Annotated in this window: 17 protein-coding genes and 1 tRNA gene; 7 read left to right on the forward strand and 11 right to left on the reverse strand. The window is 71.9% G+C overall.

Going from position 1 to position 21518, the window contains the following annotated elements; genetic code table 11:
• Positions 1–19: 19 nt before the first annotated feature.
• The 4 genes from ABZT17_RS33930 (at position 20) to ABZT17_RS33945 (ending at position 4436) form a co-directional block, all read left to right on the forward strand.
• Entirely contained in the window at positions 20–727 is a 708-nt protein-coding gene (locus tag ABZT17_RS33930; protein ID WP_356354674.1) for a response regulator transcription factor, read from the forward strand.
• Positions 724–2130 carry a HAMP domain-containing sensor histidine kinase gene (locus ABZT17_RS33935; protein WP_356354676.1) on the forward strand — a complete coding sequence of 469 codons (1407 nt, stop codon included), beginning with the start codon at positions 724–726 and terminating at the stop codon, positions 2128–2130. The genes ABZT17_RS33930 and ABZT17_RS33935 overlap by 4 nt, the downstream gene beginning before the upstream one ends.
• 119 nt (positions 2131–2249) lie before the next feature.
• Complete coding sequence (locus tag ABZT17_RS33940; protein ID WP_356354678.1) at positions 2250–3713, forward strand: cellulose binding domain-containing protein; 1464 nt, start codon at positions 2250–2252, stop codon at positions 3711–3713.
• 111 nt (positions 3714–3824) lie between these two features.
• The gene (locus ABZT17_RS33945) at positions 3825–4436 is read left to right on the forward strand and encodes a hypothetical protein (RefSeq protein ID WP_356354680.1); all 612 of its coding nucleotides are present in this window, start codon (positions 3825–3827) and stop codon (positions 4434–4436) included.
• Positions 4437–4525: 89 nt separating this feature from the next.
• On the opposite strand, the gene ABZT17_RS33950 is transcribed toward ABZT17_RS33945, so the two are convergent.
• The 4 genes from ABZT17_RS33950 to ABZT17_RS33965 all read right to left on the reverse strand — a co-directional run bounded on the left by ABZT17_RS33950 (position 4526) and on the right by ABZT17_RS33965 (position 9353).
• Positions 4526–5968, reverse strand: a complete 1443-nt coding sequence (locus ABZT17_RS33950; RefSeq protein ID WP_356354682.1) for a GH1 family beta-glucosidase — start codon at positions 5966–5968, stop codon at positions 4526–4528.
• A gap of 126 nt (positions 5969–6094) precedes the next feature.
• Entirely contained in the window at positions 6095–7000 is a 906-nt protein-coding gene (locus ABZT17_RS33955; protein ID WP_356354684.1) for a carbohydrate ABC transporter permease, read from the reverse strand.
• Between the two features lie 11 nt (positions 7001–7011).
• Positions 7012–8022, reverse strand: a complete 1011-nt coding sequence (locus ABZT17_RS33960) for a sugar ABC transporter permease (protein WP_356354686.1) — start codon at positions 8020–8022, stop codon at positions 7012–7014.
• 5 nt (positions 8023–8027) lie between these two features.
• Positions 8028–9353 carry an extracellular solute-binding protein gene (locus ABZT17_RS33965; RefSeq protein ID WP_356354688.1) on the reverse strand — a complete coding sequence of 442 codons (1326 nt, stop codon included), beginning with the start codon at positions 9351–9353 and terminating at the stop codon, positions 8028–8030.
• 352 nt (positions 9354–9705) lie between these two features.
• Between ABZT17_RS33965 and ABZT17_RS33970 the strand changes: the two genes are divergently transcribed.
• Complete coding sequence (locus tag ABZT17_RS33970; RefSeq protein ID WP_356354690.1) at positions 9706–10764, forward strand: LacI family DNA-binding transcriptional regulator; 1059 nt, start codon at positions 9706–9708, stop codon at positions 10762–10764.
• A gap of 220 nt (positions 10765–10984) precedes the next feature.
• On the opposite strand, the gene ABZT17_RS33975 is transcribed toward ABZT17_RS33970, so the two are convergent.
• Positions 10985–11506 (reverse strand): GNAT family N-acetyltransferase, encoded by a 522-nt coding sequence (locus ABZT17_RS33975; protein WP_356354712.1) that lies wholly within the window; start codon positions 11504–11506, stop codon positions 10985–10987.
• Between the two features lie 291 nt (positions 11507–11797).
• Here ABZT17_RS33975 and ABZT17_RS33980 point away from each other — a divergent pair, with 291 nt between their 5' ends.
• Both ABZT17_RS33980 and ABZT17_RS33985 read left to right on the forward strand, forming a co-directional pair.
• The gene (locus ABZT17_RS33980; protein WP_356354692.1) at positions 11798–14512 is read left to right on the forward strand and encodes a LuxR family transcriptional regulator; all 2715 of its coding nucleotides are present in this window, start codon (positions 11798–11800) and stop codon (positions 14510–14512) included.
• An 84-nt stretch (positions 14513–14596) separates the two neighbouring features.
• Positions 14597–17398: an AAA family ATPase gene (locus tag ABZT17_RS33985; RefSeq protein ID WP_356354694.1), complete on the forward strand. Its 2802-nt coding sequence runs from the start codon at positions 14597–14599 to the stop codon at positions 17396–17398.
• Between the two features lie 12 nt (positions 17399–17410).
• On the opposite strand, the gene ABZT17_RS33990 is transcribed toward ABZT17_RS33985, so the two are convergent.
• The 6 genes from ABZT17_RS33990 to orn all read right to left on the reverse strand — a co-directional run bounded on the left by ABZT17_RS33990 (position 17411) and on the right by orn (position 21443).
• Positions 17411–18244 carry an alpha/beta hydrolase gene (locus ABZT17_RS33990; protein ID WP_356354696.1) on the reverse strand — a complete coding sequence of 278 codons (834 nt, stop codon included), beginning with the start codon at positions 18242–18244 and terminating at the stop codon, positions 17411–17413.
• Positions 18245–18287: 43 nt separating this feature from the next.
• Complete coding sequence (locus tag ABZT17_RS33995; protein ID WP_356354698.1) at positions 18288–18785, reverse strand: cupin domain-containing protein; 498 nt, start codon at positions 18783–18785, stop codon at positions 18288–18290.
• A gap of 115 nt (positions 18786–18900) precedes the next feature.
• Positions 18901–19731 carry an SDR family oxidoreductase gene (locus ABZT17_RS34000; protein ID WP_356354700.1) on the reverse strand — a complete coding sequence of 277 codons (831 nt, stop codon included), beginning with the start codon at positions 19729–19731 and terminating at the stop codon, positions 18901–18903.
• Positions 19728–20537 carry an alpha/beta hydrolase gene (locus ABZT17_RS34005; protein WP_356354702.1) on the reverse strand — a complete coding sequence of 270 codons (810 nt, stop codon included), beginning with the start codon at positions 20535–20537 and terminating at the stop codon, positions 19728–19730. Before ABZT17_RS34005 ends, ABZT17_RS34000 begins: the two co-directional genes overlap by 4 nt.
• Positions 20538–20686: 149 nt before the next feature.
• A tRNA-His gene (locus tag ABZT17_RS34010) sits at positions 20687–20759 on the reverse strand.
• An 81-nt stretch (positions 20760–20840) separates the two neighbouring features.
• Positions 20841–21443 carry an oligoribonuclease gene (gene orn, locus ABZT17_RS34015; RefSeq protein ID WP_356354704.1) on the reverse strand — a complete coding sequence of 201 codons (603 nt, stop codon included), beginning with the start codon at positions 21441–21443 and terminating at the stop codon, positions 20841–20843.
• Between the last annotated feature and the right edge of the window lie 75 nt (positions 21444–21518).

Genomic DNA, 21518 nt, shown 5'->3' on the forward strand with positions numbered 1-21518 from the left:
ATGGCGTACGGTGCCGCGCATGGCAAGTGTGCTCGTGGTCGAGGACGACCAGTTCGTACGCTCGGCGCTGATCCGGCACCTGACCGATGCCGCGCACACCGTGCGCAGTGTGGGGACGGCGCTGGAGGCGCTGCGCGAGGTCGCCCATTTCCGTTTCGACGTGGTCGTCCTCGACCTCGGACTGCCCGATCTGGACGGGTCCGAGGCGCTGAAGATGCTGCGCGGGATCACCGACGTACCGGTGATCATCGCCACCGCGCGGGACGACGAGACGGAGATCGTCCGCCTGCTGAACGCGGGCGCGGACGACTACCTCACCAAGCCCTTCTCGGTAGAACACCTGTCGGCGAGGATGGCGGCGGTGCTACGGCGGTCCCGTACCGCCCCCGGCGACGTCCCGCCCTCCTCCGTCCTGCGCGTCGGCGGCCTGACCGTGGACCCCCTGCGCCGCCAGGCGGAACTCGACGGCACGCGACTTGACCTCACCCGCCGGGAGTTCGACCTGCTCGCCTTCCTCGCCCGGCGCCCGGGCGTCGTCGTACCGCGCAAGGAGCTGCTCGCCGAGGTGTGGCAGCAGTCGTACGGCGACGACCAGACCATCGACGTCCATCTGTCCTGGCTGCGGCGGAAGCTGGGCGAGACGGCCGCGCGACCGCGCTATCTGCACACGCTGCGGGGCGTCGGGGTGAAGCTGGAGCCGCCGAGCGCATCGGAGCCGCCGCGATGAGATGGGCACTGGTCAAGGTCTGTCTGGCGGTCACCGCCATGGTCGTGGTCGCCTTCGCCGTGCCGCTCGGGCTGGTCATCAGGGAGATGGCCCGGGACCGCGCCTTCTCGAACGCCGAACGGCAGGCCGCCGCGGTCGCCCCGGCGCTGTCCATCACCACCGAACGCGACCAGCTGGAGCGGGTCGTCGCCTCGGCCGGCTCGGACTCCGGCATGGCCGTGCACATCCCGGCGGCGGGGGCCCAGGCGGCCGTCGACATCGGCCGGCAGCGCGCCGCCGACCAGGACATCGCGACCGTACGGAAGCTGGGGCGCGCCTCCACCACCGAGGTCGCCGGGGGCTCCACCCTGCTCTCGCCGGTGGCGCTCAGCTCCGGCGCGATCGCGGTCGTCGAGGTCTTCGTGCCCGAGTCCGAGGTCAGCAACGGGGTCGGCACGGCCTGGGCGGTGCTCGCGGGCGTCGGCGTGGCGCTGATCGTCGGATCCGTCGCGGTCGCCGACCGGCTGGGCGTGCGGATGGTGCAGCCGGCCCAGCGGCTGGTCGAGGGCGCGCACGAACTGGGGGAGGGCAAGCTGGGTTCCAGGGTGCCGGAGGAAGGGCCGACCGAACTGCGGCTCGCGGCGGTCGCGTTCAACTCCATGGCCGACCAGGTCGTACAACTCCTCGCCAATGAGCGGGAGTTGGCGGCCGATCTGTCGCACCGGCTGCGTACGCCGCTGACCGTGCTGCGGTTGAACGCGGCCTCGCTCGGAGAGGGGCCCGCCGCCGACCAGACGCGGGCCGCCGTCGCCCAGCTGGAGCGCGAGGTCGACACCATCATCCGCACCGCCCGGGACGCCAAACCGCAGACCGCGGCGGCCGGGCCCGGCGCCGGGTGCGACGCGGCCGAGGTGGTGCGCGAGCGGATGGGGTTCTGGTCGGCGCTCGCCGAGGACGAGGGCCGCAAGTGGCGGGTGGCCGGGGCCGACCGGCCGGTGCGGATACCCGTGGCCCGGGCCGACCTCGCGGCCGCGCTGGACGCGCTGCTCGGCAATGTCTTCCGGCACACCGCCGAGGGCACCGCCTTCGCGGTCGACGTGCACAACGGCGAGGACGCGGTGATCGTGCTCGTGTCCGACGCGGGCCCCGGGATATCCGACCCCGAGGCGGCGATGGCCCGCGGGCGGGGCTCGGGGCACGACGGCTCGACGGGGCTCGGCCTGGACATCGTCCGCCGTCTCGCCGAGTCCACCGGCGGCGACGTACGGATCGGCTCGTCCGTGCTGGGCGGGACCGAGGTGCGGATCTGGATCCAGCTGGACGGGCGGGAGCGGTCGCCCGGCGGGCGGGGGCACCGGTCGGCGCGGCGGCGCAGACAGAGCAAATTGGTCTCTACCTTTAACCGTCCCCGATCCCTTCCTTAAGCGCACCCTAAGATCCCCAACCCTCGTCCGGATCAGGCACTTTGCCCGTTTCCGGCTCGCTAGCGTGCTGCCGCACCCACCCCGGGAATCCCCCGTGAACAGCGAAGGCAGGCACGCGCATGAGCACGCACCGGCGCAAGGTCAGCGGCAGGAACAAGGCGATCGGCTCTCTCGTGGCCGCGGCCGTCGTGGGCGGTGGCGCCCTGCTCCTCACCGGCACCGCGCAGGCGGCCGGCGTGGCCGCCGCTTACACCAGGACCAGTGACTGGTCCACGGGTTACACCGCGCAGTACGTCGTGACGAACAACAGCGGCGGCCCGGAGAAGACCTGGAAGCTGGAGTTCGACCTGCCGTCGGGCGCCCGGCTCAGCTCCCTCTGGAACGCCGAGTCCAGCGTCAGCGGACAGCATGTCACCGTGACGCCGGCCAAGTGGGACACCGACGGTCTCGCGGTGGGCAAGTCGGTCACCGTCGGCTTCGTGGTCAACGGCAGCGGCGATCCGAGTGGTTGCCGTATCGACGGAGCCTCGTGTTCGGCGGACGGCGGCGCGACACCGGAGCCGAGCGGCCGCCCGACGCAGTCGCCGACCCCCACCCCGACGCCCACCACCCCGACCGCGACGCCCACACAGCCGGCGACCCCCACGCCCACGCCGACCCCGTCCCAGAGCACCGGCACCGGCACCACGGCGAGCGCCGGCTTCGCGCCCTACGTGGACACCTCCCTCTACCCGGCGTTCGATCTGCTCGCGAGCGCCGACGCGACCGGCGTGAAGACCTACAACCTGGCCTTCGTCACCGACGGCGGGGGCTGCACGCCCAAGTGGGGCGGGGTGACGGACCTCGGCAGCGACGGGGTCGCCTCCCAGATCGGCTCGCTCCGGGCGAAGGGCGGTGACGTCCGTGTCTCCTTCGGCGGCGCCTCCGGCTCCGAACTGGCGACGACCTGCTCCTCGGCGGACGCGCTGGCGGCGGCGTACGGGAAGGTGGTGGACGCGTACAAGCTGACCAAGGTCGACTTCGACGTCGAGGGCGGCGCGCTGCCCAACACCGCCGCCAACACCCGGCGCGCCCAGGCGATAGCGAAGCTCCAGGCCGCGCACCCCGGCCTGGATGTCTCCTTCACCCTCCCGGTGATGCCCGAGGGCCTCACCCAGGACGGCGTGAACCTGCTCTCCGACGCCAAGTCCAACGGCGTGCGGACCGGCACCGTCAACATCATGGCCATGGACTACGGCGCCTCGTACAGCGGCGACATGGGTACCTACGCCGAGCAGGCGGCCACCGCCACCCAGGCCCAGGTCAAGAGCGTGCTGGGCCTCTCCGACAGCGCGGCCTGGAAGACGGTCGCCGTCACCCCGATGATCGGTGTCAACGACGTCTCGTCCGAGATATTCAAGGTCGACGACGCCACCCAGCTGGTGGGCTTCGCCAGGTCCAAGGGCCTGGGCGGCCTGTCGATGTGGTCGGCGGCGCGGGACAAGCAGTGCGACGGCGGCGCGAAGAACTCCGCCGAGGCCACGTGCAGCTCGATCGTCCAGGACAGGTTCGCGTTCTCGAAGGCGTTCGGGGCGTTCAACTAGGCCGCGGACAAAGGCACCGGGAGAGAAGCCACGGGGGCACCGGGCAGGTGCCCCGTCCCGTCGTCGGATATTCGGGCGTGGAGGCCGGGTGCGCGGGGTCAAGGTGGGCGGATGCTGCTGTATCTGACCGGATCGAGCTGCTCGGGCAAGACCACGATCGCGTGCGCCGCGGCTCGGCGCTTTCCGGAGCTGGCCTTTCATGACGTGGACGAGTCCGGTGCCCCGCGTGACGCCCCGAGCGAGTTCTGGGTGCGTCGCGCTCTGGAGTGTCAGGAGCGCGGCACCGACCTGCTGGTGACCGGGCAGGCGCCCCTGGGCGAGGTGCTGGCCGCGCCGTCCGCGCCGCTGCTGGACGGCATCGCCATGTGCCTGGTCGACGTCGCCGACGACGAGCGCCGGGAACGGCTGGAGCGGCGCCAGCCGGGAACGTGGGACGCGCCGGCCGTCGACGCGTTCCTGAACTGGGCCGACTGGCACCGGGGTCACGCGCGCGACCCGCGCCACCGGCCGGAGGTCCTCGTCGAGAGCGGCCGTCAGGGGCCGGCATGGCACCGGTGGGCCGGCTGGGTCGCCGGGGACCCGCGATGGTCCGTCCAGGTGCTCGACACCACGGGCAGGCCGATCGACCGCTCCGTGGCCGCGGTCGAGGCCTGGATCACGGACCGGCGCGCCGCACGCACCGCCGGACTGCTTCCGCTCGGACGCGGCTGGGACACCCGCTGAACGGGGGCCGTCCCCTTCCGTGCGAACGGACAACCGGGGCGCGGCATCCCCCCTCGGCATGCCGCGCCCCGCCCCCCGGTCATGGGCCCCTACGGGGCGGTCTCCACCGGTGGCAGGGTGCCGGTCCGGGCCGCCTGCCCGTACCACAGGGCGCTCGACTTCGGTGTGCGGGTGAGGGTGGCGTAGTCGACGTAGACCGCGCCGAAGCGCTTGTCGTAGCCGTACGCCCACTCGAAGTTGTCCAGCAGGGACCACAGGTAGTAGCCCCGCACGTCCGCGCCGTCGGTGAGGGCGCGGCGGACCGCGGAGAGATGGCCGTGGAGGTAGGCGATGCGCTCCGGGTCGTGGACCTTGCCGTCCGGGTCGGGCTTGTCGTCGTAGGCCGCGCCGTTCTCGGTGATGTAGAGGGGCAGGCCGGGCGCCTCACGGGTGTAGCGCATGATCAGCTCGTGCAGGCCCGTCGGGTCGATCGTCCAGCCCATCTCCGTGCGCTCGCCCGGGGTCTGGTGGAAGGCGACGTCGTCGGCGCCGGGCCACGGGGAGTAGGAGCTCGCGCCGTGGCCGTCGGTGCGCGGGCCGGCCGGGGGCGCGTCGGCGGCCGAGACCAGGGTCGGCGTGTAGTAGTTGAGACCCAGCGCGTCCAGCGGCTGGTTGATCGTGCGCAGGTCGCCGTCGAGGACGTACGACCAGTCGGTGATCAGCTCCGTTGCCGAGAACAGGGTCTCCGGGTACGCGCCGCGCAGGATCGGCCCGTGGAAGACACCGTTCGCCAGGTCGTCGATCTTCTGGACCGCCGCCAGGTCCGCGGGGTCGGAGGGCGAAAGGGGGCGTACCACCGAGGAGTTGAGGCTGATGGCGACCGAGTTGCGGGCCGGCATCACCGAGCGGAGCGCCGAAGTGGCCAGGCCGTGCGCCAGGTTGAGATGGTGGGCGGCGCGCAGGGACGCCTCGGCGTCGGTGCGGCCCGGGGCGTGCACCCCGGAGGCGTAGCCCAAAAAGGCGCTGCACCAGGGCTCGTTGAGGGTGATCCAGTTCTCCACCCGGTCGCCCAGCGCCTCGCCGACGATCCGCGCGTAGTCGGCGAACCGCAGTGCCGTGTCCCGCTCCGGCCAGCCGCCCGCGTCCTCCAGCTCCTGCGGCAGGTCCCAGTGGTAGAGGGTGATCGCCGGCTTGATGCCGTGGGCGAGCAGTTCGTCGACCAGACGGCGGTAGAAGTCCAGGCCCACCTGCACGGCCGGGCCCCGGCCGGTGGGCTGCACCCGTGACCAGGAGATCGAGAAGCGGTACGCGGACAGGCCCAGGTCGGCCATGAGCGCCACGTCGTCGCGGTAGCGGTGGTAGTGGTCGACAGCGATGTCACCGTGCTCACCGCCGACGGTCTTGCCCGGCGTATGGCTGAAGGTGTCCCAGATCGAGGGCGTACGGCCGTCCTCCCGCACCGCCCCCTCGATCTGGTACGCGGAGGTCGCCGCGCCCCAGAGGAAGGCGGGAGGAAAGGTCACCGGGGTGGCCGGCGTCGCGGGTTGAGGCATGGAAGCGCTCCCAAAAAAGGTCGTCAGGACCGAAGGGTCGGAGGAGGGAGGGGTGGGGAGAGGAGGGGAAGGGAGGGGGCCGAGGCGGCGCTGACGCGGCCCCCGAAGCGGAACTGCCGTACGGACTCAGCCCTTGACCGCGCCCTGCATGATGCCGCCGACGATCTGCTTGCCGAAGATCGCGAACACCAGCAGCAGCGGCAGTGTGCCCAGCAGCGCGCCTCCCATGATCAGGGACTGGTCCGGTGTGTAGCCGCGGCCCAGGCCCGCCAGGGCGACCTGCACGGTCGGGTTGCCGTTCTGGGTGAGGACCAGGAACGGCCACAGGAAGTCGTTCCAGGACTGCACGAACATCAGCATGCCCAGGACGGCCATCGCGGGACGCGCCGCCGGGAACACGATGTGCCAGACCACCCGCCAGCTGCTCGCGCCGTCCACCCGCGCCGCCTCGATCAGCTCGTCCGGCAGCGCCTGGATCAGGTACTGCCGCATGAAGAACACACCGAACGCGCTCACCAGCGAGGGGAAGATGACCGCCTGCAGTTGGTCGGCCCAGTTCAGCTTGGCGACCATCATGTACAGCGGGATGACGCTCAGCTGCGGCGGGACCATCATCGTGCCGATCACCATCAGCATCAGGATGTTGCGGCCCTTGAAGCGCAGCTTGGCGAAGGCGAACCCGGCGACCGTCGACAGGACCACGACCGTCACGGCCGAAGTCCCCGCCACGATCGTCGTGTTGACGAAGGCCTTGCCCAGGTTGGCCTCGTTCCAGGCCACGTTCATGTTGTGGAAGAGGTTCCCGCCGAACCAGAACGGCGGCGGGGTCTGGGCCAGCCGGTTGTTGTCGCGGGAGGCGGCGATCGCCGTCCACACCAGCGGGAAGAGCGAACCGATGGAGAAGAGGATCAGGATGGCGTAGGCGATGGGGCCCGCGTGCAGGGTGCCGCCCGCCCGCGCCGCCTTGGAACGCCTCTGGCGGCGGGACTCCTTCGGGGCGGTGCCCACGGGGGTCGTCAGTGTCGTCGTCACGGCCGGTACTCCTAACTACTGGCGCGCAGCCGGCGCGAGATGACGTAGTTGACGATCCCGATCACGATCAGGATCAGGAACATCGTCCAGGCGATCGCCGAGGCCCGGCCCAGGTGCATGTTCACCCAGCCCTGCTCGTACAGATACAGACCGAGCGTCTGGAACTGGTGCTCCGCGCCGCCGGACGCCCCCTTGTTCGCGTCGAAGATCAGCGGCTCGCCGAACACCTGGCTCGCCCCGATGGTCGACACGACACAGGTGAACAGGATCGTCGGGCGCAGCTGGGGCAGCGTCACATGGATGAACTGCCGCCAGCGGTTCGCGCCGTCCAGGGCCGCCGACTCGTACAGATCGGTCGGGATCGCCTGCATCGCCGCCAGGTAGATCAGCGCGTTGTAGCCGGTCCACCGCCAGATGATGATGGTCGAGACCGCGATCTGCGAGGGCCACTTGTCGTTCTGCCAGTCGATCTTGCCGATGCCCACGTAGTGGAGCGCCCAGTTGATCATGCCGTAGTCGCGGCCGAACAGCAGGACGAAGACGAGGGAGGCCGCGGCGATCGAGGTCGCGTACGGCGCGAGCATGATGACCCGGTAGAAGGTCGAGGCGCGCAGCTTGTAGTTGAGGATGTGCGCGAGGCCCATCGCCATCGCCAGCTGCGGAACCGTCGAGATGATGCCGATCGTCAGCGTGTTGCGTGCCGCGTTCCAGAAGAAGTCGTCGTCGAAGATCCGGGTGTAGTTGTGCAGACCCGCCCACTGCATGTCGTTGGGCGCGGTCAGCTCCACCGTGTGCAGCGAGGCCCACGCCGTGTAGATCAGCGGGAACAGGCCGAAGGCGACGAAGAGCAGGAAGAACGGGGAGATGAACCCGTACGGGCTCCACCTGAGGTCCCGCTGCCAGCGACGCGAGAGACGGGCGCGGCGCCGCCGCTCCGCCTCCGTGGGTTCGGCGGGCGGGCGGGCCGGGGCCGCGCCCCCCTCCTTCGCGGGGGGCGCGGCGATGTCGTGCCGGGTGGCCATGCCGGTCACTTCTCCAGGTTGTTGTCGATGGTCTTCGTCGCGGTCGCCCACGCCTCGGCCGCCGACTTGCCCTTGGTGACCAGGATGACGCCGTTGTCCGTCAGACCCTGCTGCACGATCTGGTCCTTCGGGCCGATGACCTGCGTCGGGATGGCCTTGGCGGCGTCGGCGAAGATCTTGCCGATCGGCGCGTCGGCGGTCATGGCGTTCTTCGCGTCGGTGACGAGCGGCAGGGTGTACGAGCCCGGGGTGCTCGGGAAGCTGCCCTGCACGCTGAACAGCTTCGCCAGCTGGGCGGGCGCGGTCAGCCACTGGGCCAGCTTCTCGGCCTCGGTGACGTTCTTGCCGCTCTTGGGCACGGCCAGGAAGGTGCCTCCCCAGTTGCCGGCCTTCGGCGGTGCGGCCACGTCCCACTTGCCGGCCGCCTCGGGCTTCGACTGGCCCTTGAGGTAGCCGAGCATCCACGGCGGGCAGGCGATCGCGGCGAACTTGCTGTTGGCGATGGTCGAGTTCCAGGCCGGCTGGAACTGGGTCTGCGGCTGCGTCAGTCCTTCCGAGGCGGCCTTGGCGGTCAGGTCGAAGGCGCTCTTGATCGCCGGGTTCGACTTGTAGATGACCTTGCCGGAGGTGTCGTAGAACTTCTCCTGGTTGCTGCTGATCATCGCGTTCAGCAGACCGCCGGGGGAGTCCATGAAGTAGGTGCCCGCGGGGGCCTTCTTCTTGTACGACTCACCGGCCGTGACGAGCTTCTTCCAGTCGCCCGCCCACAGCTGGCCGACCTTGTCGCGGTCGGTCGGCAGACCGGCCTGCTGGAAGAGGTCCTTGCGGTAGCAGATCGCCATCGGGCCGATGTCGGTGCCGAGGCCTATGGTCTGGCCGTCCTTGGTGGTGGCCTGCTGCCACTTCCAGTCCAGCCAGTCGCTCTTGTTCACGCCGGCGACCTTGGAGAAGTCCACGAACTTGCTCGCGAAGGTCTGGGTCGCCTCGGCGATGTTGCCGACTTCGATGGCCTGGATGTCCTGGAGACCACTGTTGGTGGTGAGGTGGTTGACGAGGGCCGGGTAGTAGACCTCGTTGCGCTCGACCACGTTCTCCTGGATCTTGATGTTGGGGTGGAGCTTCTCGTACTCGGTGTAGAGACCCGCCTCCTTGAAGCCCTGGGTGCCGAAGAGGCCCAGTGTGATGGTGGTCTTGCCCTTGCTACCGCCACCGTTCGACGAGTCCGACTTGCCACCGCTGTCGTCGGCACAGCCGGCCAGCAGCCCCGCGCCCAGCGTCGCGACGGCCGCGAGGACCACCGTCTTGCGGGCGGTTCGGGTACTTGCTCGCATTGCGTCCTCCTGTTGCCCTGACGTGCCGACCCCCCGGCCAACTGCTTTGTTGGGCCCGTTTGTTCACGCTGCGGCTCGGGCGGGGAACGTGCGGGATGTGTATGTGTCAGGTACCGTGGGAGCGCTCCCACAGGTGATGTGTTGAAGGTTCGTCGGTTCGAGCGGGGGTGTCAAGGGAGCAGACGCCGAGATATGCGTTCAGTTATCAGGCCGTTAAGTGGAACAACGGAGTCCGTGACCGGGTCCCTTTGCAGGGGTTCCGGCCCGGGAACGCTTGCCCCCGGCGGCCGTCACCGCAGCTGGCGGGGCTGTTAGATTCCAGCCAACGTAGGTCCATGGGAGGGCGGAGCCAATGGCAACAGGCCACGGAGCGCGGAGCCGGAGCGGGGGTCGGCCCACCCTCGAGGAGGTCGCCGCGCGCGCCGGTGTCGGCCGCGGCACGGTCTCCCGGGTGATCAACGGCTCGCCCAGGGTCAGCGACGCGACCCGCGCGGCGGTGGAGGCCGCGGTCGCGGAACTCGGCTACGTCCCCAACACGGCGGCCCGCGCCCTCGCCGCGAACCGCACGGACGCGATCGCGCTGGTCGTCCCCGAGCCGGAGACCCGCTTCTTCGCGGAGCCGTACTTCTCCGACATGCTCAAGGGTGTGGGCGCGGAGCTCTCCGAAACGGAGATGCAGCTGCTGCTGATCTTCGCGGGCAGCGACCGTGAGCGCCGGCGGCTGGCCCAGTACCTCGCGGCGCACCGTGTGGACGGGGTGCTGCTGGTCTCGGTCCACGCGGACGACCCCCTGCCCGATCTGCTGGCCCAGCTGGAGATCCCGGCGGTCATCAGCGGCCCCCGCTCGGCCGGCGAGACCCTGACCTCCGTGGACTCCGACAACTACGGCGGCGGCCACTCGGCCGTGGAGCACCTGCTCTCCCGGGGCCGCCACAAGATCGCCCACATCACCGGCCGCCTCGACGTCTACGGCGCCCAGCGCCGCGTCGACGGCTACCGGGACGCCCTGCGGGAGGCGGGGCAGGAGGTGGACGAACGGCTGATCGAGCCGGGCGACTTCACCGAGGAGGGCGGGCGCCGGGCGATGACGAATCTGCTGGCCCGCTGCCCCGACCTGGACGCGGTCTTCGCCGGCTCGGACGTCATGGCGGCGGGCGCCCGCCAGGTGCTGCGCGAGGAGGGCCGCCGTATCCCCGACGACGTGGCCCTCGTCGGCTACGACGACTCGGCCATCGCCCGCCACATGGACCCGCCCCTCACCAGCGTCCGCCAGCCCATAGAGGAGATGGGCCGCCGCATGATCGACCTCCTCCTGGAGGAGATCGCGGACCGGCGCCCCGCGGTCTCCCGGGGCCTGGAACGACGCCAGGTGGTCCTGGCGACGGAACTGGAGACTCGGGCGTCGTCGTAGGGGGCGGCTCGGGGGCGGGTGCCTCGGTGGGCGCGGCCTTGCGGGGTTGCGTCGCGTCGGGTGGCTTTGGTGGCCGAGGGCATGGTGGGCGCGGCCTGCTGGGGTTGGCGGCGCCGGGTGGGTTCGGAAGTCGGGGGCGCGGTGGATGCGGCGGGGGGCAAGGTCGCGTCGGGGGTTTTGGAAGGCGGGGGCTCGGGGGGCGCGGCCCTGCCGGGTTGCGTTATGGCTGGTGGTTTTCGGGGGGTCTGGTGAGGGGGAGGTGCCAGCGGCGTTCGTCGGTTCGGGTCTTGTCGGTGGGGGTGAGACCTGCCGCTCGGGCCACCGCTTCCGAGGCGTGGTGGTCGGGGTGGATGTGGGCGATGACCGTGTGCAGCGTGGGCTGGTTCCGGAGGTGGGCCACGAGTGCTCGGGCCGCCTCCAACGCGTAACCCCGCCCCTGCCACGGGGTGCCGACGACCCAGGCGATCTCCGCGGTGGCGCCGGTGACCGTGGCCTGGACGGTGCCTACCAGGCGGGCGTTCTCACGGAGGCCGAGGACCCAGTTGCACCAGGAGACGGACGGGTCGGGGGAGCCGGCCACGAGACGCTCGTAGCGGAGCCTGAGGGCCTCGGGGGACGCCGGGCTGCCGCCGATGAACGAGTGCAGGGCCGGATCGGCCAGGACGGCGGCCATCTCCGGGGCGTGTTCCACGCGGAGGGGGAGGAGGTCCAGGCGGGGGGAGCGGAGGGTGCCGGTGGTCATGGCCATGAGACCGAGCCCCACACCCCGGCCGTGAGCCCAGGATCTGTGTCCGTCGCAGGCATGGGCCCCGCTCCCGGATCTGTGTCCGTCGCAGGCATGGGCCCCGCTCCCGGATCTGTGTCCGTCGCAGGCATGGGCCCCGCCCCCGGATCCGTGTCCGTCGCAGGCATGGGCCCCGCCCTCGGATCCGTGTCCGTCGCATCCTGGTCAGCCGTTCGGATTGTCCGTCGCGTCACAGTACCCTGAGCTACCGGACAGACCGGGGCCGTAGACCCGGCCGATGGGGGGACCGTGGAGTTCATCGGTCGGGATGGACAGCTGGATCTGTTGCGCCGGCTGCTGGCCGAGCCGCGGAGCCAGGACAGCGCGGTGCTGGTGCGCGGCGCGCCCGGCATCGGGAAGACGGCGCTGCTCGACGAGGCCGCCGCCCTGGCCCAGGCACTCGGGCACCAGGTCCTGCGCACCAGCGGGGCCGAGGCCGAGAGCGACATCCCCTACGCCGGTCTCCAGCTCGTCCTGCGCCCACTGGCCGCGGGAGCCGCCGAACTCGCCGCGCCGCACCGCCAGGCCCTGGACACCGCGCTCGGACTCGCCGGGGCCGGTGTCCCCGACGTCCACCTGGTGGGACTGGCGGTCCTCAACCTCCTCGCCGACGCGGCCGCCCTCGCACCGGTGCTGGTCCTGGTCGACGACGCCCACTGGCTCGACGACGCCACCGCCAGCGTCCTGGCCTTCGTGGCGCGCAGGGTCGCCACGGAGCCGGTGGTCGTCGTGGGAACCGCCCGCGAGGGCTACCGGTCGCGGCTGAACTCCGACGAACTCACCTCCCTGACCCTGGGCCCGCTCACCGACGGCCAGGCCACGCGACTCCTGGCGGACCGCGCCCCCGACCTTCGGCCGACCGCGCAGCGCCGCCTGCTGGCCGAGGCCGCCGGCAACCCCCTGGCCCTGACCGAGCTCTCCCGCACCCTGCGCGCGTCGGCCGACCCGCACATGGACCGACTACCGCTCACGGAACGGCTCGAACGGGCCTTCACCGACCGCCTGGAGACCCTGCCCGGCATCACCCGCAGCCTGCTGCGGATCGCCGCCCTCGACGACAGTCCCTCGCTCCCCGAGATCTACCGCGCGACCCGGCACTTCACCAGTGCGACGGCGGGAACCGCGGAACTCGACCCGGCCGTGCGGGCCCGGCTCGTCCAAGTCGTCGGTACGGAACTGCGGTTCGGGCATCCGCTGATGCGGTCCGCGATCCACCAGACCATGCCCACCGACGTCCGCCACGCCGCCCACGCCGCGCTCGCCGCCGTACTCGACGAACACCCGGACCGCCGGCTGCGGCACCTGGCCGCCGCGGCACAGGCACCTCAGGAGACGGTCGCCGCCGCGTTGGAGGACGCCGCCCACCGGGCGGCACGCCGTGGCGGCATCGCGGCGGCCGTCACCACGCTCGAACAGGCCGCCGGGCTCAGCGAGGACGCCGACCGCAGGACCGAACGGCTGCTGCGCGCCGCGGACTTCGCCGTAGAACTCGGCCGCCCCGAGACCGTGACCCGGCTGCTGGACCAGGCGCTCACCGGGCCCCTGTCGCGGCGGCAGCACGCCACGGTCGTCTGGCTGCGCGGCAGCTTCGACGAGGGACTGCACAGCCACTCGGCCGGCGCCCACTCCCTGACGGCGCTCGCCGAGGAGATGGCCGGGGAGGACCGTACGCTGGCGCTGCGGATCCTGTGGAGCGCCGCCCAGTTGTGCTTCTGGTCCGACCCGGGCGCCGAGGGCCGCCGCACGGTTCTGCGGACCGTGGAGCGGCTGGAGCTCGACGAACTCGATCCGTGGCGGCTCGCCATCTGCGCCTACGCCGCGCCGGTCGAACGCGGTGCCTTCGTCCTGGACCACGCCCGGCACGTCGCCCTGAAGGAGGGCGACGACGGCCGCGCCTACCGCATGCTCAGCACCGCCGCGCTGCTGGTCGGCGGCTTCGACCTGGCGCGGGCCTTCTCGGCGGCCGGCGGCGCGCCGCTGCGTGCCCAGGGGCGCCTGGGGCTGCTGGCCCGGACGGTCGGCGCGGACGCGTGGAGCGCTCTCGTGGTCGGTGACCTCGGCGCGGCGATCGCCGCGACCGAGGAGTCACGCAGGCTGGCGCGCGAGACCAGCCAGACCATGATGTACGCGCTGATGACCGCCACCGCGGCCAAACTCGCCGCGCTGCGCGGTGAGGTGGACACCGCGCTGGAGCTCGCCGAGGAGGCGGAGCGGATCGGGCTGCCGGCCGGGGCGCGCCCGGTGCTGGCCACCGCGTCGACCGCACGGGGGCTGGCCGCGCTCGGCGCGGGGCGCTTCGAGGAGGCCCTCGGTCATCTCCGCCGGCTGCACGATCCGGCGGACCCCGCCTTCCAGGCCGCCCTGCGCCTCACGGTCGTCGGTGACCTCGTCGACGCGGCGGCGCACTGCGGCCGGCTGGACGACGTGCTCCCGGTGGTGACGGAGCTGGAGGAGGTCGCCACGGTGACCCCCGCGCCGGTGCTGCACGCCGAACTCCGCCTGGTCCGGGCGCTGTTGGCCGCCGACGAGGACGCCGACCCGCTCTTCACGCGGGCGCTCGGCGCCGACCTCGGCGCCTGGCCGCTGATCAGGGCCCGCACCCATCTGGCCTACGGCGAATGGCTACGGCGCCGTCGGCGCAGCGTAGAGTCCCGCGACCACCTCCGGGCCGCCCGCGACATGTTCGACGCGCTCGGCGCGATCCCCTGGGGAGAGCGGGCGCGCCGGGAACTGCGCGCCTCGGGCGAGACCAGCCGCCGCCGGACCCCGGACGCCCGGGACCGGCTGACCGCCCATGAACTGCAGATCGTCCGGCTCGCCGCCGAGGGACTGACCAACCGCGAGATAGGCCAGCGCCTCTACCTGTCGCACCGCACCGTCAGCTCCCATCTCCACCGGATCTTCCCCAAGCTGGGCGTGGTCTCACGCGCCGAACTGCGCACGGTGGTCAGCGCGCTGCGCTGACCACCGTCACATGACGCTCGCTTCCGCCCACGCGGCGTTCGTACGGTTTTCGCGCCAGGACATCGACGAGGGAGGAGCGGTCCCATGAGGGGGAACGGCGTCCAGCATGTGTCCGGGCCGCCGATGATCGGCCGGCACACCGAACGCGAAGCCATCGGGCGGCTGTTGGACGCGGTGCGCGAGGGCCTCGGCGGAGCCCTGGTCCTGACCGGCGAACCCGGTATCGGCAAGACCCGGCTGCTGGAGTACGCCGCCGCCCGGGCCGCGGAACTGCGCGTGGTGCGGCTGACCGCGGTCGAGCAGGAGACCGGTCTCGGCTTCGGCGCGCTGCACCGGCTGCTGCGGCCGTTCCTGAACCGGACGGACCGGCTGCCGGGGCCGCAGCGGGCCGCGCTGGACGCGGCGCTGGGGCTGCTGTCGGGTCCGCCCGCCGACCGTCATCTGGTCGGGCTCGCGACCCTGACCCTGCTGTCCGAGGCCGCCGCCGACGAGCCGCTGCTGTTTCTGGTGGACGACGCGCAGTGGCTGGACCGGGAGTCGGCCGAGGCGCTCGCCTTCACCGCTCGCCGGCTGCACGCCGACTCGCTCGGGCTGATCATCGCCGTCCGGGACGGCCTCGGGGACAACGGCGTGTTCGACGCGTTGGACGCGCGCTCGGTGACAGGTCTGCCGACGGCGCAGGCCACGTCCCTGCTCTGCGCGGGCCCCCGGCGCGTGGACGCGGCGGTGGCCGAGCGGATCGTCGCCGGCACCGGCGGCAATCCGCTCGCGCTGCTGGAACTGGTGGCGGCCCTGGCCCCCGAACAGCTGTCGGGCATCGCCCCGTTGCCCGATCCGCTGCCGGTGGGCCGGCTGCTCGAGGGCCACTTCCGGAGCCTGGTGCGAGCCCTGCCGCCCGAGACCGCGACCCTGTTGCTGCTGCTCGCGGCGGCCCCCTCGGACGACATGGGGACGATGTGGCGGGCCGCCGGGCGGCTGGGCCTGTCGGCCCGCGCCGTCCGGCCCGCGGTCACCGCGGGCGTCCTCGACCGGGACACGCCGACGGCCTTCCGGCATCCCCTGATCCGCTCGACGGTCTACGCCGCGGCCGAACCCGGCGAGCGCCGCCGGGTCCACGCGGCGCTGGCCGCCGTATGCGATCCCGTACGGGACGCCGACCGCCGTGCCTGGCACCGGGCCGAGGCCGCCGAGGGCTTGGACGAGGGCGTCGCCGACGACCTGGAAGCCGCCTCCGAGCGGGCCCGCTCCCGCGGCGGCCACTCCCAGCAGGCCCTGTTCCTCTCGCGCGCCGCCGAGTTCACCGGCGCCCCCGACAAACGGGCCGAGCGGCTGCTCGACGCGGCCCAGGCCCATCTGATGTCCGGCGACGCGTCGGCGGCGCAGACCGCGCTGGACCTGGCCGCCGCCGATGTCCATGGCCCGGTGATGCGCACCCGCGAACTGCGGACATGGGCGACCGCACAGATGTTCCAGCTCGCCGTCGCCGACGTCCCGGCGATGCTGATGGCCGCCGTGGCCAGGCTCGGCACCCAGGACCCGCGGCTGACCTGGGAGCTGCTCTGCGAGGCGCTGAACGCCGCGGTGGTCGCCCACGACACCATGCGGGGCATGTCGCTGACCGAGGTCGCGGCGGCCGTCGTCGCCGCGCGGCACGACCCGGACTCCGCCGGCCGCTACCGGGACCTGCTGATGGAGGGGCTGGCCCGCCGCGCGGCCGAGGGCTACGAGCACGGCGCTCCCGTGCTGCGGACCGCTCTGGACGGGCTGCGCGGCGGCGGTGGGATCGGGGACGCGCACAGCCCGTTCGCGGTGATGCTGTGCACGGCCTGCAACGACCTGTGGGACGTCCGGGCCGGGCGGGAACTCACCGCCCGTCTGGCGGTGACGGACCGCGACACCGGCGCGCTGTACGCGCTGGGCATGACGCTTCTCGGCGAGGCGGGTTACGCGCTCTGGGACGGACGGTTCACGGAGGCGGAGGTCCACTACGCGGAGTTCGACGACATCGCGGCCGCCACCGCGTTCCCCGGCGCCGGAGACATCAACCGGCTCCAACTGCTCGCCCTGACCGGCCGGGAGGCCGAGCTGCGGGCGGCGGTACGACGCGCCGCGGAGCTGAGGAGCATGGGCCACGGAGTGCTCCAGCTGATGGCGCAGCACGCGCTGGCCCTGTTCGAGCTGGGGCGGGGCCGCTACCGGCAGGCGCTGAAGCACGCGCGGACGGTCTTCGAGGAGGACTCCCCGGTCGGCGGCAACCTGGTGCTGCCGCTGCTCATCGAGGCCGGGGTCCGCGCCGGTGACCGGGACGCCGTGACCCGGGGCCTGTCCCGGCTGGAGGAACGGGCCCCGCTCGCCGGTACGCCCTGGGCGCTGGGCACCCTCGCCCTGGGGCGGGCGCTGACGGCCGACGGCGACGAGGCCGGGAAGTTCTACCAGGAGTCGATCGACCTGCTGGGGCAGGCGCCGCTGGCCCTCGAAGTGGCCCGTACCCGGCTGCTGTTCGGCGAGTGGCTGCGCCGCCGCAAACGGCGCTCCGACGCCAGGAAGCAGCTGCGCGCCGCCTGCGAGAGCTTCGACACCTTCGGCGCGGTGCCGTACGCCGAACGGGCCCGGACCGAGCTGCTGGCCACCGGCGAGACGGCCCGCAGGCGCACGGAGGAGACCAGGTCCGATCTCACCCCGAGGGAACGGCAGGTGGCGTCCATGGCCGTCTCGGGGCTGACCAACGGGGAGATCGCGACGCGGCTGTTCGTCACCGCCTCGACCGTCGAGTTCCATCTGAACAAGGTGTTCCGCAAGCTCGGCATCACCTCCCGGAGGCAGATCCCCCGCGCGATCGGCGAACCGGGCGCCGTCGTCGGCACGGACCCGCCCCGGGAGTCATGAGGCCTCCCGCGCCTACTTGGCCAGGAAGGACAGCAGCGCGGCGGTCACCTCCTCGGCGTGGGTCCACAGCAGACCGTGCGGGGCGCCCTCGATCTCGACGTACTCGGCCGAGGGCAGCAGCGCGTGGAAGGGCCGCCCGGTGGCGTCGACCGGCAGGATCCGGTCCGCCGTGCCGTGCAGGATCAGCGTCGGTACGTCGATCTTGGCGACGTCGGCCCGGAAGTCGGTGATCCAGGTGGGCACACAGGCGACCGACGCGTACGCCGACGCGCCCGCCGCCACGTTCCAGCTCGCCCGCACGGCCTCCTCGCTGATCCGGCTGCCGAGCGTCTGGTCGAGGTTGTAGAACGCCTCGTAGAAGCTGGTGAAGTAGGCGTAGCGGTCCTTCGTGACCGCTTCCAGGATGCCGTCGAAGACCGACTGGTCGACGCCGCCGGGGTTGTCGTCGGTCTTGACCAGGAAGGGTTCGAGGGACGCCAGGAACGCGGCCTTGGCGACGCGCCGCGAGCCGTACGCCCCCAGGTACCGGCCGACCTCCCCCGTGCCCATGGAGAAGCCGACGAGCACCGCGTCGGTGAGGTCCAGTTCGGTCAGCAGCGTGTGGAGATCGGCGGCGAAGGTGTCGTAGTCGTAGCCCGTGGTCGGCTGTGACGACCGGCCGAAGCCGCGCCGGTCGTAGGTGATGACCCGGTGGCCCGCGTCGAGCAGGGCCGGCAGCTGCTTCTCCCAGGAGTGGCCGTCCAGCGGGTAGCCGTGGATGAGTACGACGGGCTGCCCGCTCCCGTGGTCCTCGTAGTACAGCTCGATGTCGGCGGAGTTCTCCCGGCCGACGGTGATGTACGGCATGTCGGTTTCCCTTCGTGTGCTCGGTGGATCGGCGGGCGGCCCCTCACAGGGACGGCGGCGGTCCGGTGACGCGCAGGTGGAATGCCTCGGCGGAGGCGATGACCGCCCCGAGGTCGAACTCCGGCGGCAGGTCCCCGGCTTCGGCCACCGGGGTGCCGTTGGCCCTGAAGTACTCCTCGATGAAGGCCGGGCTGAACAGCACGGCGATCCGGGCCCCCTCGGGCGAGCGCACCAGATAGCTGTGCGGGACCCCGCGCGGGCCGTACGCGACCTGACCCGGCACCAGGTCGTGGCGCTGGTCGCCGACGAAGAACGTCACCTCGCCGTCGAGGACGAACCAGACCTCCTCCTCGTCCTCGTGGACGTGGTGCGGGGGCGCGTGGCCGGCCGGGTCGGCGAACTCCATCAGGCTGAGCCGGTTGTCGGTCGCGGCGCCGGGAAGCAGGATCCTGGCCCGGCCGCCGAGGAACCAGAACGGTTCGTGCTCGGCCGTCGGGCCGAAGGTCGGAAAGAACCGGGTCGTTTCCGTCCCTGATGTCATCGATGGCCTCCCTGGAGGCGCGGTGGCGTGTCGGTCATCTCTCGGTTGCTCCTCGTGGATGCGGTGGCTGGAGCCGGGATGAAAGCCGTTGTGCGCGCGGCATCGTGACGGTCTGTCAGAGGGATTCGACGAGGCCGCCGTCGATCACGAAGTCCGCGCCGGTGATGTTCGCCGCCCGGGGGCCGGCGAGGTAGAGCACGAGCTCGGCCACCTCGGACGGCCGGGTGAAGCGGCCGGTGACCGACTGGCCCGCCGCGCCCCGGGCCACGTCCCCGGGGTCGACGCCCTGGGACCGGCCGACCGTGGCGGCGACGCCGTCGGCGCCCTGCCACAGCGCCGTCTCCACCGGACCGGGACCGATGGTGTTCACCCGTACTCCACGCGGCCCCACCTCCTTGGACAGGGCCTTGCAGAAGTTGGTCAGCGCCGCTTTCGCCGCGCCGTAGTCGATGACCAGCGGGTCCGGCAGCCGGGCGTTGACCGAGGAGACGGTGACGACACGGCCCGCGCCGGTGGCGAGCAGATGCGGCAGCGCGGCCCGGGTGGTGCGGACGGCGGCCATGAAGTTGACCGTGAACGTCCAGTCCCAGTCCTCGTCCGTCACGCCGAGGAATCCGTCGACCCGCGGCCGCACCGCACCGACGTTGTTCACCAGGACATCGACCCCGCCGTGGATCGCGACGGCCTCGGCGACCAGCGCGGCCGGCCCGTCGGGCGTCGCGAGGTCGACCTCCACGACGGTGAGCTCGGCACCCCGCTTGACGAGCCCGTCCAGGGCTTCGGTGCGTTGCCTCGATCCCGCGACGACGCGGGAGCCGGCCGCGAGGAAGGCCTCGACGACGGCCAGCCCGATGCCGCGCCCCGCGCCGGTGACCACGACGGTCCGTCCGGCGAGGCCCGCGTCCGCACCGGACGGTCCGGCGCTTCCGGACCCGTCCGAGGTCATCGCCCGGCCTCCGGTTCCTGCTTCCGCAGCCAGGTGAGAACGGTCTCCGCGACCTGGCGCCAGCCGCCGTCGATCGTCAACGAGTGCCCGCGGTCGGGGAAGTTGATGATGTCGGTGACCGCGTCGGAGTGCCGGTACTGCTTGAGGGTGGCCCGGGTGACGACCTCGGGCACCGTGTGGTCCTTGCCGCCGGAGATGAGCAGCAGCGGGCCGCGTCCGCTGTTCCTGGTGTCGACCTTCGCGGGGGAGTGGGGGTTGAAGTTGGCGGAGGCCGCCTCGTACAGCGGCTTGCCCGGGGCGGGAACGGTCCACCGCTCGTACAGGTCCGCCGACTCCTCCTCCGAGATCGCGTTGCCGAACGCGAACCGGAACTGCTCCGCGCTCAGCGAGACCGACCGTCGCTTGTTGGCCGGGTTCTTGAAGACCGGGAACGTCGCCTTCAGCGCGGACAGCGGCAGCGGCAGTACGCCCTTGATCTGGGCGGCGTCGATCGCGACCGCCGCCGCGGCGCGGTCCTGGCCGAGCAGCTTCTGCGCGATCATCCCGCCGAAGGAGTGACCGATCACGACGGGCCGCACCGGCAGTGCCTCGATCAGGGCCGCGTAGTGTTCCACGACGTCGTCGATGCCGTAGCCGGCGACGCTCTCGGGGTTCTGGCGGGCCTCCTCGACGGTGTCGGGGTCACCGGGCCACCCCGGCGCCGACGGCTCGTAGCCCTGCTCGCGGAACAGGTCGATCCACGGCTGCCAGGAGGTGCTGTGCAGCCAGAGTCCGTGGACGAAGACCACGGGAAGCGGGACGGTCATGGCTGGACCTCTCTTGTGGGTGCTGAGCCGGGCATGTGTCCACCAAACCGGGAATCCCGCGCCTTCGCACCGGGGAGGCACCCCAGTGGTGAAAAACGAAGAAGGCCCCCGGCCCGTGTTTCCACGGGCCGGGGGCCTTCTTCACCAAGGGTGAGTGACGGGACTCGAACCCGCGACATCCTGGACCACAACCAGGTGCTCTACCAGCTGAGCTACACCCACCACGACCGGCGGTTCTTCTTGTGGTTCACCGACCGGCCGAGAAAAAGTGTACAGGGTCCGAAGGGGTGCTCGCGCACGGCTTTATCCGGCGGGCAGGACGTGCTTCGCGGCGATCGACCTGGCCGTGTCCGAGTCGGGGCCGGGCTGGGGTACGAAGATGGCCTCGCGGTAGTAGCGGAGCTCGGCGATCGACTCGCGGATGTCGGCGAGGGCGCGGTGGTTGCCGTTCTTCTCGGGGCTGTTGAAGTAGGCGCGCGGGTACCAGCGGCGGGCCAGCTCCTTGACCGACGACACGTCGACGATGCGGTAGTGGAGGTAGTCCTCCAGGGTGGGCATGTCGCGGAGGAGGAAACCGCGGTCGGTGCCGACGGAGTTGCCGCACAGGGGGGCCTTGCCGGGCTCCTTGACGTGCTCGCGGACATAGGAGAGGACCTGGTCCTCGGCGTCCTGAAGCGTCGTGCCGCCGGGCAGCTCCGTCAGCAGCCCGGACGCGGTGTGCATCTGACGCACCACCTCCGGCATCGTCTCCAGCGCCCGGTCCGGCGGGCGGATGACGATGTCGACTCCTTCGCCGAGCACGTTCAGCTCGGAGTCGGTGACGAGGGCGGCCACCTCGATGAGCGCGTCTTCGGACAGCGAGAGGCCGGTCATCTCGCAGTCGATCCACACCATGCGATCGTTCATGCGACCACCCTAAAGCTGACGCTCGCTTTTGGGATGCCCGGTGTCATGGTCGGCGCACCAGGGGGCGGCAGCCCC

Source organism: Streptomyces sp. NPDC005648 (assembly GCF_040605395.1).
GTDB lineage: Bacteria > Actinomycetota > Actinomycetes > Streptomycetales > Streptomycetaceae > Streptomyces.

Coding starts and splice junctions, on each gene's coding strand:
- ABZT17_RS33960 (WP_356354686.1), bottom strand. CDS start 8,022: ATGGCCACCCGGCACGACATCGCCGCGCCCCCCGCGAAGGAGGGGGGC.
- ABZT17_RS33935 (WP_356354676.1), top strand. CDS start 724: ATGAGATGGGCACTGGTCAAGGTCTGTCTGGCGGTCACCGCCATGGTC.
- ABZT17_RS33975 (WP_356354712.1), bottom strand. CDS start 11,506: ATGACCACCGGCACCCTCCGCTCCCCCCGCCTGGACCTCCTCCCCCTC.
- ABZT17_RS33965 (WP_356354688.1), bottom strand. CDS start 9,353: ATGCGAGCAAGTACCCGAACCGCCCGCAAGACGGTGGTCCTCGCGGCC.
- ABZT17_RS33995 (WP_356354698.1), bottom strand. CDS start 18,785: ATGACATCAGGGACGGAAACGACCCGGTTCTTTCCGACCTTCGGCCCG.
- ABZT17_RS34000 (WP_356354700.1), bottom strand. CDS start 19,731: ATGACCTCGGACGGGTCCGGAAGCGCCGGACCGTCCGGTGCGGACGCG.
- ABZT17_RS33945 (WP_356354680.1), top strand. CDS start 3,825: ATGCTGCTGTATCTGACCGGATCGAGCTGCTCGGGCAAGACCACGATC.
- ABZT17_RS34005 (WP_356354702.1), bottom strand. CDS start 20,537: ATGACCGTCCCGCTTCCCGTGGTCTTCGTCCACGGACTCTGGCTGCAC.
- ABZT17_RS33990 (WP_356354696.1), bottom strand. CDS start 18,244: ATGCCGTACATCACCGTCGGCCGGGAGAACTCCGCCGACATCGAGCTG.
- orn (WP_356354704.1), bottom strand. CDS start 21,443: ATGAACGATCGCATGGTGTGGATCGACTGCGAGATGACCGGCCTCTCG.
- ABZT17_RS33950 (WP_356354682.1), bottom strand. CDS start 5,968: ATGCCTCAACCCGCGACGCCGGCCACCCCGGTGACCTTTCCTCCCGCC.
- ABZT17_RS33970 (WP_356354690.1), top strand. CDS start 9,706: ATGGCAACAGGCCACGGAGCGCGGAGCCGGAGCGGGGGTCGGCCCACC.
- ABZT17_RS33940 (WP_356354678.1), top strand. CDS start 2,250: ATGAGCACGCACCGGCGCAAGGTCAGCGGCAGGAACAAGGCGATCGGC.
- ABZT17_RS33930 (WP_356354674.1), top strand. CDS start 20: ATGGCAAGTGTGCTCGTGGTCGAGGACGACCAGTTCGTACGCTCGGCG.
- ABZT17_RS33985 (WP_356354694.1), top strand. CDS start 14,597: ATGAGGGGGAACGGCGTCCAGCATGTGTCCGGGCCGCCGATGATCGGC.